At 55.2% G+C, this 16,550-nt stretch carries 17 protein-coding genes; 4 read left to right on the top strand and 13 right to left on the bottom strand.

All coding sequences use genetic code 11. The features are described 5' to 3' along the window. Positions 1–311 (bottom strand): hypothetical protein (locus LJE94_16895; GenBank protein MCG6911780.1); only part of this gene is annotated, 311 nt, incomplete at its 3' end. 18 nt (positions 312–329) lie between these two features. Continuing rightward, on the bottom strand, positions 330–848 hold the full coding sequence (locus tag LJE94_16890) for a hypothetical protein (protein MCG6911779.1): 519 nt from the start codon (positions 846–848) through the stop codon (positions 330–332). 347 nt (positions 849–1,195) lie between these two features. Between LJE94_16890 and LJE94_16885 the strand changes: the two genes are divergently transcribed. Further along, positions 1,196–1,480, top strand: coding sequence for a hypothetical protein (locus LJE94_16885; GenBank protein ID MCG6911778.1), 285 nt, complete (start codon positions 1,196–1,198; stop codon positions 1,478–1,480). Between the two features lie 7 nt (positions 1,481–1,487). On the opposite strand, the gene LJE94_16880 is transcribed toward LJE94_16885, so the two are convergent. The 8 genes from LJE94_16880 to LJE94_16845 all read right to left on the bottom strand — a co-directional run bounded on the left by LJE94_16880 (position 1,488) and on the right by LJE94_16845 (position 10,433). After that, the gene (locus LJE94_16880) at positions 1,488–2,744 is read right to left on the bottom strand and encodes an FAD-binding oxidoreductase (GenBank protein MCG6911777.1); all 1,257 of its coding nucleotides are present in this window, start codon (positions 2,742–2,744) and stop codon (positions 1,488–1,490) included. Between the two features lie 38 nt (positions 2,745–2,782). Beyond that, positions 2,783–3,550: an enoyl-CoA hydratase/isomerase family protein gene (locus LJE94_16875; protein ID MCG6911776.1), complete on the bottom strand. Its 768-nt coding sequence runs from the start codon at positions 3,548–3,550 to the stop codon at positions 2,783–2,785. 35 nt (positions 3,551–3,585) lie between these two features. Then, positions 3,586–4,290, bottom strand: a complete 705-nt coding sequence (locus tag LJE94_16870; GenBank protein MCG6911775.1) for an ABC transporter ATP-binding protein — start codon at positions 4,288–4,290, stop codon at positions 3,586–3,588. A gap of 20 nt (positions 4,291–4,310) precedes the next feature. Further along, the gene (locus LJE94_16865) at positions 4,311–5,546 is read right to left on the bottom strand and encodes a branched-chain amino acid ABC transporter permease (protein ID MCG6911774.1); all 1,236 of its coding nucleotides are present in this window, start codon (positions 5,544–5,546) and stop codon (positions 4,311–4,313) included. 1 nt (position 5,547) lies between these two features. Further along, positions 5,548–6,468, bottom strand: coding sequence for a branched-chain amino acid ABC transporter permease (locus LJE94_16860; GenBank protein MCG6911773.1), 921 nt, complete (start codon positions 6,466–6,468; stop codon positions 5,548–5,550). Positions 6,469–6,571: 103 nt separating this feature from the next. Further along, entirely contained in the window at positions 6,572–7,702 is a 1,131-nt protein-coding gene (locus LJE94_16855) for a branched-chain amino acid ABC transporter substrate-binding protein (protein ID MCG6911772.1), read from the bottom strand. Positions 7,703–7,783: 81 nt separating this feature from the next. Continuing rightward, positions 7,784–8,551 carry an ABC transporter ATP-binding protein gene (locus LJE94_16850; GenBank protein MCG6911771.1) on the bottom strand — a complete coding sequence of 256 codons (768 nt, stop codon included), beginning with the start codon at positions 8,549–8,551 and terminating at the stop codon, positions 7,784–7,786. A 550-nt stretch (positions 8,552–9,101) separates the two neighbouring features. Then, the gene (locus tag LJE94_16845; GenBank protein MCG6911770.1) at positions 9,102–10,433 is read right to left on the bottom strand and encodes a phenylacetate--CoA ligase family protein; all 1,332 of its coding nucleotides are present in this window, start codon (positions 10,431–10,433) and stop codon (positions 9,102–9,104) included. Positions 10,434–10,715: 282 nt separating this feature from the next. Between LJE94_16845 and LJE94_16840 the strand changes: the two genes are divergently transcribed. The 3 genes from LJE94_16840 (at position 10,716) to LJE94_16830 (ending at position 13,356) form a co-directional block, all read left to right on the top strand. Beyond that, positions 10,716–12,008, top strand: coding sequence for an MFS transporter (locus tag LJE94_16840; GenBank protein MCG6911769.1), 1,293 nt, complete (start codon positions 10,716–10,718; stop codon positions 12,006–12,008). 78 nt (positions 12,009–12,086) lie between these two features. After that, complete coding sequence (locus LJE94_16835) at positions 12,087–12,983, top strand: aminotransferase class IV (GenBank protein MCG6911768.1); 897 nt, start codon at positions 12,087–12,089, stop codon at positions 12,981–12,983. Positions 12,984–13,038: 55 nt separating this feature from the next. Further along, positions 13,039–13,356, top strand: a complete 318-nt coding sequence (locus tag LJE94_16830) for a hypothetical protein (protein MCG6911767.1) — start codon at positions 13,039–13,041, stop codon at positions 13,354–13,356. Positions 13,357–13,440: 84 nt separating this feature from the next. Here LJE94_16830 and LJE94_16825 read toward each other — a convergent pair whose 3' ends face one another. The 3 genes from LJE94_16825 to LJE94_16815 form a co-directional block, all read right to left on the bottom strand. Then, entirely contained in the window at positions 13,441–14,613 is a 1,173-nt protein-coding gene (locus LJE94_16825; GenBank protein ID MCG6911766.1) for an FAD-binding oxidoreductase, read from the bottom strand. A gap of 87 nt (positions 14,614–14,700) precedes the next feature. Further along, positions 14,701–15,678 carry a hypothetical protein gene (locus tag LJE94_16820; GenBank protein ID MCG6911765.1) on the bottom strand — a complete coding sequence of 326 codons (978 nt, stop codon included), beginning with the start codon at positions 15,676–15,678 and terminating at the stop codon, positions 14,701–14,703. 248 nt (positions 15,679–15,926) lie between these two features. Then, positions 15,927–16,550: AMP-binding protein (locus LJE94_16815; GenBank protein ID MCG6911764.1), on the bottom strand; the 624-nt coding region annotated here is incomplete at its 5' end.

Below are 16,550 nucleotides of genomic sequence, written 5' to 3'. Positions count from 1 at the left end.
TCCGCCAGGTAGAGCTTGATAACCGGTGAAATTTCAGGCGGGTGCCACTTGGTTTCGGCGGGCGCTTCGTGCCAGGTGAAGGGCAGGTGAACGACCTCCCCGGGTGTTTCAGCCGTTTCCAGTATGGACAGGGCCGCCCGGAGCACGTCCCGCTGCCCGGCGTCATCATTGACTTCGCCGACGACCCTGCCGAAGGGATATTCGATGGCGGCTATGCGCGGAATGCCGATTTCACGGTTGAATTCGGGCACCATGGTCAGGACGACGGTGGACAGGCCGTTTTCTTCGAGGAAGCGGGCAACCAGTCCCACGGACCGGGGGCACAAGGGTCAGGTGGGGGTGAGTAGGACCGCTTCGACCCCTTCGGCCCGCATGTCGGCGGCTACCCGGGGCATGGTTTCGTTTAAAAGGACCCGTGGGTCCATTTGATAGCCGTAGTAAGAATAGGCGGTGGGTGCCAGTGCACCGACGGTGCCGTCGGCTTCGAATTCGATGAAGCGCTTCAGGGGCAGGATCACGTTCATATCCTGCTTGACATAGTCGGTGTTGACATGCAGGTGGTTGACATCGATCTCCGTTTCCACGGCGGTTTTGGGGATTTTCCTGTAAGTGGGATCCCCCCAAAGCGGTTCGCGCCTTTCCCGTTCCATGTCGAAAGGGGAATCGGTTTTCATGCTGATGCCGGCGGAGGTCATCAGGGCAAACACCGTTTCGGAGACCGGCCTTTTCAGCGGTGTCCAGGGGATGTCGCCGCTGAAATCGTTTTCCGGAATGCTCTTGGCCATCCAGGCACTCAGGGACGGGGGCATGAAAAGAAATCCATTGACAACTTTTTTACCATCGGCCATGTGTTTGTCCTCCTGTTCCGCTTGTCATCAGTCGATTTTGATTCAGGCAATCCCTATAGAGCATTTGCCACATATATGTTCCGCTTCAACATTGGATTGGCAGGGCACGACGACAGCCGTGCAGGCTATTGATGATATGGTGCTTTGAAAAATAAACCCGCCACCTGCTTAGGGCATACGGAACGGTATTTTGAAAAACACTATAATATCAAAATGCTGAAAAATTTCAAATGACATCTAACACGGGGCTCGCTGTATACCGTTTTAAGTGTTGAACATTTGAATTTGGTATTTGGTGAATTAGAATTTAGGATTTTTCACATCATTATTTCAAGGGACGACACGTAATGAACAAAATGAACAAACTGCAAAAATGGCTGGGAATAGGCACCATTGTGTTCGTGCTGATCTACGTCGGAGCCATCGTCATCACCATCCAATCCCGCATCCAAGAGCGCGAACGGGTGTCCATGCTCGAGTCCAGCCGGCCCCTCGAGGCCGAGCGTCATCTGATCCTTCCGGAACTGCTTCTGCCCATGGGCATTCTCGCCGTTCTCGCCGGCAGCTACCTTTTGGTCAAACGCCGCAATGCAAAAAACTACGAACGGCTGGACGATGACATCGATGCATGACGATCTATCACGGCGTTCCTTTAAACCGTTGTAAACGGTAAGCGCGCGGATCGACATGCGGTTTTTCCCGGCTGACCATTTCGGCGACCAGCCTGCCGGTTCCCGGCCCCATGCTCAGGCCCAGCATGTTGTGACCGGCTGCGACAAGGACGTTTTCAAGGGCCGGTGACCAGTCGATCACCGGCAGCCCGTCGGCGGTCATGGGGCGAAAGCCGCACCACTCCTTTGCGGCGGGGCCGGCGACCGGATGCCGCATGTATTGGTCCGCACCCCTTGTCAGGGCTTTCAAGCGTTCGGGGTTGAGGCGGTCGTCGAAGCCCGAGAATTCCATGGTGCCTCCCAGGCGCAGGCTGTCCGGCCAGGGAGTGGCCACGACGCTTTTTTCTTCGAAAAAACAGGCACGGGCAGGTGCTTCAGGTGGATGCGCAAAGGTCAACGAATACCCCTTTCCCGGTTGAATGGGAAGCCTGCAGCCCAGGTCCTTCGCCAGGAAAGGGGCCCAGGCACCGGTCGCCACAACGAATGCGTCGGCGGCGATGGTTTTATTTCCGGCCCGAACACCCATGGCACGCCCGCTTCCGACCTCGAAGCCGGTGACTTGCGTGTTTTCGATGATGGTGGCGCCTTTTCCGGAAAGCATGCCGTGCATCGCTTCCAGGAGTTTTTCCGGACACAGCTGAGCCGTTTGCGGATAATGCCATCCACCGTAAAGATCGGTAGAAAGGCCGGGTTCCAGTCGCTGCAGCTGTTTACGGTTGAGGGGCCGGGCGGCGATACCGTATTGCCGCACAACGCTTTCCTCTTTGCGAAAGGCTTCCCACGCAGATCTTGTTTTGAACGCGTGCACGCTGCCGGCAACTTCCCAGTCGCAGTCGAGCCGTTCCTTTTCGATGATGCCGGGGTAAAGGGCGAAAGCGCTCTGCAAAAGGGCGTGCCGTCCCCGGGCCGAGGCCGCGATGTCCCGGTGTCCGCATTTCAAGGCAAAGCTGCAGAACCATCTGATTTGATCCGGTTTGAGGCGCGGGTTTACATGCAGGGGGGCGTCCTTTTTAAGCATGCTGCCGAGGGCCGTTACCAGGGTGGCGTAGGAATTCAAGGGCAATACGTGGTTGGGGACGATCAACCCGCAATTGCCCTCCGAGCTGCCGTTTCCGAACGTGCCCTGATCGATGAGAATGGTTTGCCAGCCTTTTTTAAGCAAGAAATAGGCGGCAAAGGCGCCGATAACCCCGGCGCCGATGATGACAGCCGATTTAGGTTTCATGTTGTTTGGTGATCAACCGGCCAAAGGAGTAGGCGGGCCTATTTCTTCATTTCCTTCAGGCGATTTTCGACAAAGGTTTTTTCATTCCCGGCCAGCGCACAGGCAAGGAGGTGGCTGGCTTCAAGCTCCAGTATTTCTTCGAAGCTGGCGCTCATGCCCTGGTCGATGGCGATGCGGGAGAATTTCAACGCCATGGGCGAACGCCGGGAAATTTTTTGGGCCATGGCCAGGGTTTCATCCATCAACGCGTCGTCGGGAACCACTTTGTTGGCCAGCCCGATGTTGCAGGCCTCGTTGGCGTCGATAAATTCACCCGTAAAAACCAGTTCCTTGGCTTTTCCAAGGCCCACCAGATGGGTCAACAGCTTGGTTCCCGCGTTGGTTACCGTCAACCCGACGCCGGTCTCGGGAAACCCGAAAACGGCGGATTCGGCGGCGATACGGATATCGCAACTCATGGCGATCTCACAACCGCCACCGACGGCGTATCCCTTGACGGCGGCAATCAAGGGCTTGTCCAGCTTCAAGGTGCAGCGCTGCACGTCCTGCAGCCGCTCCGCCTCATCCATCCAGGTTGCAACGCTCTTGCCTTCGGCGGTCTCTTTCAGGTCTTCACCCGAGCAAAAACTCTTGCCGGCTCCGGTGAGGATGATGACCTCGGCATCCCGGTCGCGGCGGGCGGCGTCGAGGGTTTCCATAAAGGTCTTCAAAAGTTCACCGTTCAGCGCGTTAAGGCGATGAGGGCGGTTCAGGGTAATAATGCCGACATTCCCTTCGCGATGATATAAAACGGTCGATTTTTCCATGGTTGTAGTTTTCTGCATTTGCACAGCGCACGCTATTAGCCCAGGTAGGCTTTTTTCACCTGTTCGCTCTCCAGAAGCACGGAAGACTTGTCGGTCAGCACGATTTTGCCTGTTTCCATGACATAACCGGTATCGGAAATCCCCAGGGCCATGTTTGCATTCTGCTCTACGAGAAAGATGGTCGTGCTGCTATCCTGGTTGATCTGCGTTATGGTTTCGAAAATCACTTCCACCAGTTTGGGAGCCAGCCCCAAGGAAGGCTCGTCCAGCAGCAACAGCTTCGGCCGCTGCATCAGGGCACGGGCGATGGCGAGCATCTGCTGCTCCCCGCCGCTCAAGGTGCCGCCCAACTGTCCGAGTCGCTCCGCCAGGCGCGGGAAAAGCGTGAAGACCCATTCCATATCTTTGGCGATTTCTTTTTTGTCGCTGCGCAGATAGGCGCCCATTTCCAGGTTTTCGCGAACGGACATGGTGGGAAAAATTTGTCGGCCTTCCGGGCTTTGGGCGACGCCGCGAGCGGCTATCTGTTCGGGTTGAAGCTTTTCGATGGGTTGCGAGTCGTAGAATATCTTTCCTTTGGCGGCCGGCTGGATGCCGAATATGGTCATGAGAGTCGTGGATTTACCCGCACCGTTGGCACCGATAAGACAGACGATTCCCCCTTTGGGGATGCTTATCGATACCCCCTTCAGGGCGTGAATGTTCCCATAGTAGGTATGGACATCCTCGAGTTGCAGAATTGGTTGTTCATTTGCCATATTTAGGTTTCCTCGTGCGTATTCTGTTCGGCGACATGCAGTTCGCGTTTACGTCGGGTCGCCGGTATCAATCCTTCCGGTTTCAGGACCATCATCGCCGCCATGGCGGCACCGAAAGCCAGCATACGATAATTCTGGAGGTCGCGGAATATTTCCGGGACAGCGGACAAGATGACAGCAGCGATAATAACCCCGGGGGTGCTTCCGACACCGCCTAATACAACGATGCATAAAACGATGCACGATTCCATGAAAATAAAGAAGTTCGGATTGGTATAGCTCAACTTGGCTGCAAAAAAGCCACCGATGACCGAGGCGAAGGAGGCGCCCAGGGCATAAGCCAGCAACTTGAGCCACATGGTCGGTACGCCCGACAGCTCGGCGGCTACTTCGTCTTCACGGATGGCCACCCATGCCCGGCCGATCCTTGACTTGTCCAGGCGCTGGACGCCGATAACGGTCAGCACCGCGAAGACGAGGGCGAGGAAGTAAAGCGCTTGGAGGGATTTCAAATGAAAGATCACCCAGGTCAATCCGCCGTCGGCAAAGGACGGATAGATGATTCCCGGTTTGCTCATGCCGTAGAGACCATTGGGGCCGGCGGTCAGTTTGTCCCAGTTGTTGAGCATCAGCCGTATAATTTCGCCGAACCCCATGGTCACGATAGCCAGATAATCGCCGCGCATTTTCAAGGTGGGATAGCCGATGATGCAGCCGGCGATACAGCCGAAAGCAATTCCCATGGGGATGCAGAACCAGAAAGGAATTCCAAAATTCAAATTGAGAAGTGCGTAGGTATATGCGCCGACGGCATAGAAGGCGATGTAGCCAAGGTCGAGTAGACCGGCAAGCCCTACGACGATATTGAGGCCCAGCCCCAAAATGACATAAATCAGGCAGGTGATGCCGACATCGATGAGATACCGGTTGGCCACCATGGGGTAGATCACGGTAAAAGCCAGCAGGACGATGAGGTAGTATTTGACCGGTACGGCGTTCAACCTGTCCTTGATCCGCTTTCGGGCGGGCGCCAGGTTGTTTGACAGATTCTCGTAACCGTGGCTGCGCCGAACGCCTTTGACGATCATTCCAAACGCCAGCAGCCCCACAAACGCTCCCCATACCGTGAAGGCTCTGGAGGCATCGAAGGTTGTGGTGGGAAATCCGACCAATGGTATGACGAGAATTCCGAGAAACAGGGAATATAGGAAAAATTTCTTTACATCCGATCGTGCCATATTACACCTTGTCTTCGCTCGCGCTCTCTCCTAAAAGACCGCTCGGTTTCAGATATAACACCAGAATCAAGACCACGAAGGTGGTCACATCTTTCCATTCACTGGGTAAAAATGCCGACCATGCGACCTCTACGGCACCGATGATCATCCCCCCGAGCATGGCACCCGGTATGGAGCCGATGCCTCCCAGAATGGCCGCAGCAAAGGCTTTGATCATGTAGATAAAACCCATATCGAAACGCACCGATCCATAGAACAAGCCCACCATTATCCCGGCGGCGGCACCCAGGCCCGGGCCGATCATGAACGTGACGCGAATGGTTTTATCGACGTTGATGCCGAGCATACGGGCCATGGGTTGGTTCTGGGCGGTGGCGCGCATGGCCTTGCCAAGTTTGGTGGAACTGACAAAAACCCACAGGCCGTACATGAGGGCAAGCGCCAGTATAATGATGAAAATCTGCCCATAGGAAATTTTGGCCTCAAAAATTTTAATCCCTTCCCAACCGAGTACGGGCGGAAAACCCCGGTCGGAAACCCCCTGGCTCAGCATCATGCCGTTAGACAGAAAGATGGACATCCCCAGCGCGCTCAGGATGGCCGCCAGGCGGGATGCGTTCCGCAAAGGTTTATAGGCTACCTGTTCGATGGAGACGCCCAGGACGGCAACATAGGCCATGCCCAGGCCGAAGACCAGGATCATGGTGATGATGAAATGGCTGTCGACAAAACCGATTTCTTGAAGTCCCGCCAGTACGATCAAGCCGGCAAAAGCGCCCGCGGTAAACATTTCGCCATGCGCGAAATTGATCAACTGGATAATGCCGTACACCATGGTGTAGCCCAGGGCGATCAGGGAAAAGATACTGCCCAGAAAAAGGGCGTTGATCAGTTGTTGAATAAGAAAAGACGATGTATCCATGTGGAAAGCTTCCTTTGGCTACGCAAAAAGGCGACTTGTTTCAAACTAGCATGTGGCTCAGCCTGCCGCCCGGGGGCGGAGGCCCCCGGGCGGCAGGTGAAAATTAGTAGTTTGTATCGGTAAGCGGATCGTAATAGGGCACGAAAGCACCGTCTTTGATGACCCAGATGGCGTGAGCCAGGGCACGGTCGCCCTTTTCGTTAAACTCGATTTTTCCAGTGGCACCCACTGATTTGGTGGCGCGGATGGTGTCGGCGAGTTTTTCCACGCCGCCTTTCTTAATGCCGTTCAACACCAGCATGGTGGCGTCGTAGGCAAAAAAGGAGAACGAACCGATTTCGTCTTCGCCAACGCCCCAGTCTTTGGAGTAGGCCTTCACGAAGTCTGTCCGAACCGGGTTGTCGACCGGGGCCGCAAAGGTCAGGTAGATCCCCTCGGTGGCATCTCCGCCCACCTCGATGAACTTCGGCTGGTAGCAGGCATCCTCGGTCATCAGTGTGGATTTGATTTCGAGCTGTTTGACCTGGCGTGCCATCAGGGAGCCTTCGGGTTGATACACACCCATGTAAATGACATCGGGGTTCAACCGTTTTAAGGTCGTCAAAATGGCCGTGAAGTCTTTGTCGCCGGGGGTAATGTGTTCGTGGGCGACGAACTCGAGCTTTCCGCTTTCTTTGGCAAACTTTTTGATATTGTCTATGAGGCCGACGGTGTATGTCTGGCGGTCGTCAATCAGGGCGACGGTTTTGGCTTTCAGGCTGTTTTCCATAAACTTTACGGCGGACCATCCCTGGACGTCGTCTCTGGGCGGCAGGCGAAAGAATTTTTTAAACCCTCTTTCCGTAATTTTTTCGTTGGTGGACGCGGGCGTAAGCATGACGATACCCGCGTCGTTGACGGGGATTGAACTCGGCAGGGTTGCCGAGGAGCAGTAACAGCCGATGATGGCCGCTACATCGCTGTTGATGAGTTTATTGGCGGCCATGGTGGCCTTTCCGCCGTCACAGGCACTGTCTTCGGCCAGAATTTCGATTTTGTCGAAACCGGGTATCCCGCCACTGGCCTCGAACGCTTTCACGGCGGTTTTCACGCCTTGGAGGATGTAGGTTCCATCCTGAGCGTAGGGGCCTGTCAGGGGACTCATGGTTCCGATCTTCAGCGTTTTGGCGGATGCCATTCCACCGAAAAATGCGATCAACGTGACACACAATACCAAGATACCAATTTTTCTCATCGTACTCCTCCTTATGTTGGGTTTGTTTTACAGTCTCACTTTTTATGAATAAAAAGTGAGTTACAATTCCGTCAGATCCGATTATTTTTTCGCTCCCGATCCCAGATAGGCTTCGATGACCGTTTCGTTGTTCTGGATCTCCTTGGGCGTTCCTTCGGCAATCTTCTGCCCATAATCGAGAACGGCGATCATATCCGAGATGCCCATCACCAGCCGCATATCGTGTTCCACCAGAAATATGTCCAACCCGGTATCCCGAATTTTCAGGATAAGATCCATCAGGTCGGCCGTTTCTCTGGGATTCATGCCGGCAGCCGGTTCGTCCAGAAGAAGGGTTCCCGGTTCGGTAGCCAGGGCCCGGGCTATTTCGAGCCGGCGCTGATTGCCGTAGGCAAGGTTGGAGGCATAATCGTTGCGAAATTTCTCGAGTCCGAGAAATTCGAGCACAGCCATGGCCTTCTCGACAATCATTTTCTCTTCCCGCACCAGAAACGGGGTGTTCAGCAGGGCGCGTATGGCTCCGCTTTGGGTGCGGCAGTGCAATCCCACCTGCACATTTTCCAGCACCGTCATGGATTTGAAAAGGCGGATGTTCTGAAATGTCCTGGCAATGCCCCGGGAAACGACCCTGCTGCTGCGCAGGCCATTGAGGGTTTCGCCATTGTAGACAATGGATCCCTTGGTTGGTTTGTACACACCGGTGATCAGGTTGAATACCGTTGTCTTGCCGGCACCGTTGGGGCCGATCAGGCTCAGAATTTTCCCACTGGGCACCTCGAGATCCAAGTTGTCGACAGCCAGCAGCCCGCCGAATTTCATGGTAACATTTTTCAATAGCAACTCAGCCATACAAACAACTCCGGTTATTTCAGGTTTTATGGAACAGGGTGCATCCCAAAACCGTGAATGTGACGTTCACGGTGCCGCCATATCATGTGCTAACGTTGATGGTGTGCAAACGGGGAAGGTGTCGATAGCTGGATGCTTTTAGGCATGACCGATTTTGTTTCCGGCATCGCCTGACGTGCCGCACAAAAAACCGTTGCCAAGTTCGATTAAATCCTGCTTGCAGAAACCGTATCCTCGTGCATCCGATGCCGAGCTATCTGTTGCACAGATCAAGAAATCAACTTGATTTAATTACTGAAACCAATTCACATAGTCAATGAAAATGTTTGAGTGTCTGTTTCAGCCTTTGAACTATGTGCCCTTCCTGCTCTGAGTGAGTCAGGCTGAAATCAAAAGCAAACAGCGTGCCACTCTGGCATCAATCCGGAATAATGACGAAAGTACAAACGGTTAGCGATGATACTCAAAAACGCTTTTTGGCGGCTTTCTTGGCGTTTCTTTACAAATTTGTCAAATTAAGGCGGTTTTATTGCGTTAGTGTAATTTCTTTCTAATAGCGGCGCAACACACGCACGGCTTTTCCCATCTCCGTTCGCTGAATGGACTGGGGGGAGACGAGGTCGACCCGTGCGGTGAAATTCAGTACCGCTTTGATTTTTTTCTCGAGTTTCCGGGCAAGCGTCTCCCTCTGGTCCGGGTGGATGCCGGCACCGTATTCGACGGTAATGTCGAGACTGGTGTAGGGCGAGGGGTGGTCCAGAACGATCTGAAACTCTCCGTTCAACTCCGGGACCATGGTTTCGATCACCTGTGAAATACCGTTGGGAAAGACATTGATCCCTTTTACATGCAGCATATCGTCCGATCTTCCCACCACCCTGAATCGAAAGCCGGTTCTGCCGCACCGGCAAGGGCCGGTTCCCAATATTTCCAAAATGTCTGAAGTCCGGTATCGAACCAGCGGCTGGGCCTCTTTTTCGAGGTGCGTCAAGACCAGTTCACCCTTAGCCCCGTCTTCGATGGGCACATCTTCCCCCGTGGCAGGATCGATCAACTGGGCAAGCAGGGCTCCCTGTGCCAGAAAGTGCAGCTGATAATTTTCGCTGCAAACAGAGGCGAAGTTACACAGGACGTCGGATACGCCGTAATTGGCATTTTGCGGCTGCATCCCCCATGTGTCCGCGATACGGTTGCGGTAGGAGGGGTTTTCAAGCCCCGGCTCCCCTCCGAACAACCCGAGCCGGAGGCCCAGTTCCCCGGGTTCGATGCCCAATTCATCACGGACAATATCCTCCAGATATGCGGGATAGGAGGGGGTCGACGAGATGACATCGATGCCGGCATCCCGAATGACGCGAACCAGCTGGCGTGAGTTTCCCACCCCGAAAGGGAATACGGTGGCACCCGTCAGTTCCAGATTCGAATGATCCGTATAGCCGCCCATCCACAGGCAGTAGTTCAGGCAGTGGACGACCCGGTGGTGCGGCCGCAACCCCGCCGCCCAGAACGCCCTGGCACCGCAGTCATTGGTCATTGCGAGATCCCTGCGGGTGAGGGCGGTGTAAATGAATTGCCCGGTGGTACCGGACGTCCGGTGGACACGGCTGACCTTATCCGTGGCTGCTGCCAGCAAATCGCCATAGGGGGGGGTCCGCACCTGGGATTCGCGCAAGTCCGTTTTCGTCGTGAAGGGGAGATTGGCAAGATCCTCAACACAGGTGATGTCTCTGGCCGCGATACCCGCCAGACCGTACTTATTCCGGTACATGACGCTGTTGGCAAAAACATATTGAATCTGATCCATCAGCCTTTGCTGTTCGAGATGTTTCTGATCGGCCGGGGAGATCGCCTCCATTGCCGGGTTCCACATGGTCCGTTCCATCGTTCCTCCAAAAACGTCATTCGTCGATGCTGCTCAGATAGAAGCGTTCACCTCAAGGTTGCAACGTTGAGGTGAACACAGGTCAAGGTGGGAATCGTAAATATATTTTATTGTCAAAATTTGCCGTTGAAGTCAAGCCGGACCCGGGTTACAAACGCCCTCTTCGTTTGCGCTTGACATTCTTGCGGGCAGAGAGCAGATATACGGGCGTATAGCCGAGCAATTGTCCTCACAACAATCCGGATGAATCGAAACGCTCAATTTAGAGGAAAGCATGATGTAATGTGTCGGCACAACTACCCCCCCGCGTATCAATCCTGGCTGATCCTGTGTTTGGGAATCGCTTTCTATTTTTCGGGTTTTTTTCATAGAATGGTCACGGCGGTCATGGCCGACCAGCTCATGACCGATTTCAACATCGGCGCTGCTTCCCTGGGGAATTTTTCCTCTTTTTATTACTACAGCTACGTGGCCGTTCAAATTCCCACAGGAATTCTGGCCGATTACTGGGGGCCACGGAAGCTGCTTGCCACCGGGGCACTTTTATCCGCTGTGGGTGCATTCATTTTTTCTGCGGCACCCTCGATTATGGCGGCCAACATGGGCAGACTTATTATTGGGGCCTCCATGGGCGTCGCCTGGGTCTCCATCTTAAAACTGTCGACCCGCTGGTTCAAGTCGAATCAATTTGCGGTTGTGACAGGCCTGGCACTGTGCCTGGGAATTTTGGGGGCGTTAACTGCCGGCGTTCCGCTACGGATTCTGATGAACCTGTTCGGATGGCGTGCGGTCATCGCCGGTGCCGGCATCATAACGCTGATTCTGTCTCTGGCCATCTGGATGTTGGTGCGGGACGACCCGGCTCAAAAGGGCTACGACAGTTATGCCGCGGATCTTGAACCGACGCCTGACAGACCCGGTGCGCATCTTCTGAGAGACATTTCAAGCCTGTTGCGCTACAGGAATACATGGATTCTCACCATCGTCCCCGCCAGCTTGATGGGACCGGTGCTGACATTCGCCGGTCTATGGGGAATTCCCTATCTCACTACCCACTATGATCTGAGTCCGGTTAAAAGTGCCAGCCTGATATCCACCCTTTTAATCGCATGTGCGCTCGGTGCACCGATTTTGGGCGCCCTGTCCGAAAGGATGGGGCGCAGAAAACCCATCTATACCTTTTCACTCTGTATTTCCCTGATGGGTTGGATCCCCATCGTTTACATACATAACATGCCTTTGTGGCTTCTGGTTCTGTTATTTGCCATCGTGGGATTTGCCGCCGGTGCCATCGTTATCGGGATGGTTTTCGTGAAGGAGTCGGTACCCTTGGCGTTGGCCGGCACCATTTCCGGCATCAGCAATATGGGTATGGAAATGGGGCCGCTGCTTTTACAGCCCGCCATAGGCCTGATCCTCGATCTTAAATGGGGCGGGCTGGTAGAAAACGGCATACGGATATACGGTCTAAACGCCTATCGTATGGCCTTTGGCGCCATCATCGGCCTGTCCATTCTGGGCGCGCTTCTTATTCTTTTTTCCAAGGAGACGTTCTGCCGGCAATGGCAGGCGTGACATCGTCGATTACCTGACCGATTTTTTTAATTTTCCCTGCCGGCCGGGCAGGATGCGCATGTACGCAGGAGAATCGCTATGACTGACTTTTCAAATGGTGCCGCTTACGTCGATGAACAATTAGTGCCCGTTGCCGAGGCGAAAATTTCGATCTTCGACTGGGGGTTCCTCCATTCGGATGCGACCTACGACGTCGCCCATGTGTGGAAGGGCCGATTTTTCCGCCTGGATGACCACCTGGATCGTTTCTATGCGGGAATGGACAGGCTGCACCTGTCCATCCCTCAAAAGCGCGATGCTTTGCGCGCCATCCTGATTGACTGTGTGAGGGCGAGCGGACTGCGTGATGCCTATGTCGAAATGATCTGTACGCGGGGTGAAGCGGCGCCCGGCTCCCGCGACCCGCGGGCGTGCACCAATCGGTTTTTTGCCTTTGCAATCCCCTTCGTGTGGATAGCGGATCCTGAAAAGCAAAAACAGGGACTGCACCTGATCGTCAGCCGCGTACGGCGAATACCGCCTGAATCGGTGGACCCTACCGTGAAGAACTATCACTGGCTCGACATGGTTGCGGGCCTGTTCGAGGCCTATGATCGGGGAGGTGAAACGGTCGTCGTGGTCGATGCACGCGGAAACCTCGTCGAAGGCCCCGGGTTCAATGTTTTTGCGGTAAATGGCCGTACCATCACGACACCGGCGCAGGGCGCGCTCAAAGGCATCACGCGCAAAACGGTGATCGAGCTGGCAGCCGGGTACGGCTACGAAGTCAGGCAACAGGAGCTTGCCGCGGACAAGGCCCGCACCGCAGATGAACTGTTCATCACCAGCACCGCCGGCGGTGTCATGCCGATTACCAAAATCGATGGACGTCGGGTCGTCTCGGATGGACCCGGCCCGGTTACCCGGAAGCTGCAGGAAGGATACTGGAAACTGCACGAAGATCCGTGCTGCACGTTCAAAATTGAATATAATTGATTGATTTGATCAGATCGTGCGTTATTCGAAAATCTCGGGTGCCCATTTTCACAAAATGATTCATTCCGCAGGATCAACTGCGACCCGAGTCGGACTTGTGCTGGGGCAGTGTACCAGCGCATATGACACGACCATTATCGGCATGTCCGCTGCTCGGGATTCAGATATTCAACATAAGATAACCCGTGAACTGGCGGTGGACACTGCCGACATGCTCTCTGTTCAATTTGACGAATCCAAAATTGTGGTCGAGGTTGGATTTATCGGGCCCGGGTATGCCCTCCCTTCGAAAGAGGGAGAAAATGCGGCCAAGATGTTCGCTACACTGGAGAGCGCTTACGCTTCACTGCGTGCCCCGCCTGCGCGGGAATAACGAGGGATCCAAGCTAAAACTCCCCGACTTTTTAATTATATAAATTTTCATGCTCTATTGTTTAGAGGGCAGCTATAACTTTTTTCATACCAGGCCGGCTTCGCCCAGAGGTCTGTTTTCCAAAATCCGGTTGGCGTGGAAAATGGAAAGGTCCATGGCAGGCGTCTTTCCGGTGATCAATTCGGAAAGGTAGCGTCCCACGGCGGGCGCCTGCTGCAGACCGTGGCCGGAGAATCCGTTGGCCAGGTAAAGCCCCTTTACCTCCGGCCATTCACCCAGGATGGCGTTGCCGTCCAGGGTGTTGACGGCATATAAACCGGCCCAGCCCCTGACCAGTTTCAGGGTGTCGAAGGCGGGCACGAAATCCGCTAGTTCGAACCAGAGCGTTTCGGTAAACCGTTTGTCGTCCCAGGAAAAATCGAAACCCACGGGATCGTCGTCCATGGACTTGCCCAGCAGAATGTGCCCCCCGGTTTCCGTCCTGAAATAAAGCCCCGAGGGAAGCACGGTCAGAGGCAGGGGGCCATCGGGTTTGACAGCCGTGTCCAGCGTGAATATCTGGCGCTTCACCGGTTGCACCGGCAGGTCGATTCCTGCCGTGGCGGCGATCTGCGCTGCCCAGGCGCCGGCACAGTTGATAATGGTGCCGGCCGTCATGACCTCGCCGGAAGCCAGTTTGACCCCCGCCACCCTTCCGTTTTGAACGACAATCTCCGCGGCTTCGCCTTCCATATAGCGGGCTCCCATAAGCCGGGCCTTCTTTTTGTAGGCCATGAGTACGGCGTAGGCGTCGAAGTGGCCGTCCGCAGGGCCGTAGGTAGCCCCTGCAAAGGCGGCGACATCGTACAGGGGAAAGCGCTCCCTGACGGTGTCCGTCGACCACCATTCGATGGGGCAATCCAGGCTTTTCTGCAGGTCGAAGGCCTTCCGGGCCGCTTCCTTGCCGTTTTCTTCGAACAGGAACAGGTTGCCCTCCCGGCGGTAACTGATACCCGGTTTTTCCCCTTCCACGGCCATCTCTTCCTCGAAGGCGTCGAGGATATCGAATGCGTACCGGGATATTTCGATGTTCTGCTTCAGACTGAACTGGATGCGGGCATTGGTCATGGAGAGGGTCGTGGAGGCCCGGGCATAGGTCGGATCCCGTTCGATGACCAGGACCTTCAGGCGGCTGTCGGCACACATCAGGTGATAGGCCGTGGCCGATCCCATGATGCCGCCGCCGATGATGACGACGTCGTGTGCGTTGGTAGTCATTTGCTTGCGATTTCTCCTTACCTTCGTTGAGCGTTTCACATTCCCTGCATCTGCGGCAACCTCGACAATCGCTCAGACTAGGTTTAATTAAAGCGGCAACACCGTGCCGATGTTCTGGGCGAGGGCCTGTTTGTAAATCAGGGGCGCCACCGCCATGTCGTCGATGGCAAGGCCGAGATTGGCGGCCATGGTTCTTTCCGAGTTCGTTTCGCGACCGGCCTTTTGTCCGGTGACGAGTTCCCCCAGGTCGGCATGGATAGGGGGAATGTGACGGAAGTATCCCAGGGTCTGGTAGTGCATGATCTGAGGCGTGTCATCCGTGCAGAACCGGTCCACTTCCTTGAAAGCGTCCGCATGCCAGTAGGCGTCGAAATCCACCAGGGAGGCGAAGGCGCCAACTTCCAGCCATCCCGCCTTAATGGTAGCGTGGGGTTTTTTGAGCAGGGGGCCGGCGGTGACCACGATGTCACAGGCGGTCAGCGCCTTTTGGGGCGAGTCCACCGGCTGGACATCCACCTTCAGGCGGATGGACATTTCTGCGGCATATTTCCTGGCCGCATCCTGGTTGGTGTCGTAGGCCTTGACCGTTTTGACGGGAAAAAGGACCGTCAGGGCCTCCAGGTTGGTCCGGCCCTGGACCCCGCAACCCAGGACGCCCACCGTGGAGGAATCCCGGCGGGCGAGGTGGCGGGCCGACAGCGCCGTGGCCGCCCCGGTGCGCATGCCGGTCATCCACGTGCCGTCCATCACCGCCAGCGGCATGCCGGTTTCGTCATCGTTCAGAATCACCAGCCCGCTGATGTAGGGCAGGCCCTTATCCAGGTTGTCGACGAAGGCACTGACCCACTTGATGCCGGCGGATTTCAGGGCCGGAATATAGGCGGGCATGGCGTGAATGAAATTGTCGTCGCCGCCGGGATGGATGCCTGGTTTGGGCGGCATTTCCGTGTGGCCCCGGCCTTTTTCCTGAAAAGCGACATCCAAAGCGTCGATGACGGCAGGCATGGTGACGCCGGTGTTGACGACATCCTCCCGGGAAAGGTATAGCAATTCGTTGGTTTTCATTTTGCCCCTTACGCGTTTCCTTTTAGGTTGAAATTTGTCAATGACACCCAGTCTTGCATTGATGCGACAATATTGAAACCGGGGGCAAAATGCAAATTCAAATTTTTACAACAGGCTACCAACAGCCCCTGCGTTGGGGTAAAGGAGTTTAGATATGCCGGATTTGTAATGCGGCGCGTTTTTATGCCAAAAGCCAAATACCGGCGGTTTGCGGAACAACGTCGACGGGGCGCTGCGTCCGCCGGCAGTCAAGCGCCCTTTTCGTATTCTTCCTTGAGCTGCGATTTCATGATTTTGCCAACCGGCGTCAAGGGAAGCTCCGCCTTGAACACGATCTGCCGGGGCACCTTGTAGTCCGCCAGGTTTTCCCTGCAGTATTCGATAATTTCCTCCTCGGTCGGTTCGGTTCCCGGCTGCGGTACGATGTAAAAACGGCCCACTTCACCGAGGACCGCGTCCGGCACCCCGATGCCGGCCGCCATCATCACCTTGGGGTGTCGCGTCAGGAGGTTTTCCACTTCCACGGGATAGACATTGAAGCCGCCCTGCAGGTACATCTCTTTTTTTCTTCCCATCAGGGTGATGTACCCCTGTGCGTCGATATATCCCATGTCGCCCGTTTTCAGCCAGCCGTCCTGAAACGCGTCGGCGGTTTCATCTGCGTCACGGAAATAGGAGGCAACGACGGCATCACCCTTGAAATACAGTTCTCCGGTTTCACCTGTCGGCAGTTCATTGCCTTCCTCGTCCACGGCCTTGACTCGAAAATCACCGATGGGTTTTCCGATACTGCGCAGCGTCGTTTCAAAATCGCTTTCCCAGGGGCTAAGCACCACGGCGCCGGATGACTCGGAAAGTCCGTAGAGGTTCAT

The sequence above is a fragment of the Deltaproteobacteria bacterium genome (assembly GCA_022340465.1).
Classification (GTDB): Bacteria; Desulfobacterota; Desulfobacteria; order Desulfobacterales; family B30-G6; genus JAJDNW01.
The sequence above is the reverse complement of the archived record's forward strand: the minus strand, read 5'-3'. Positions and strand labels throughout refer to the sequence as shown.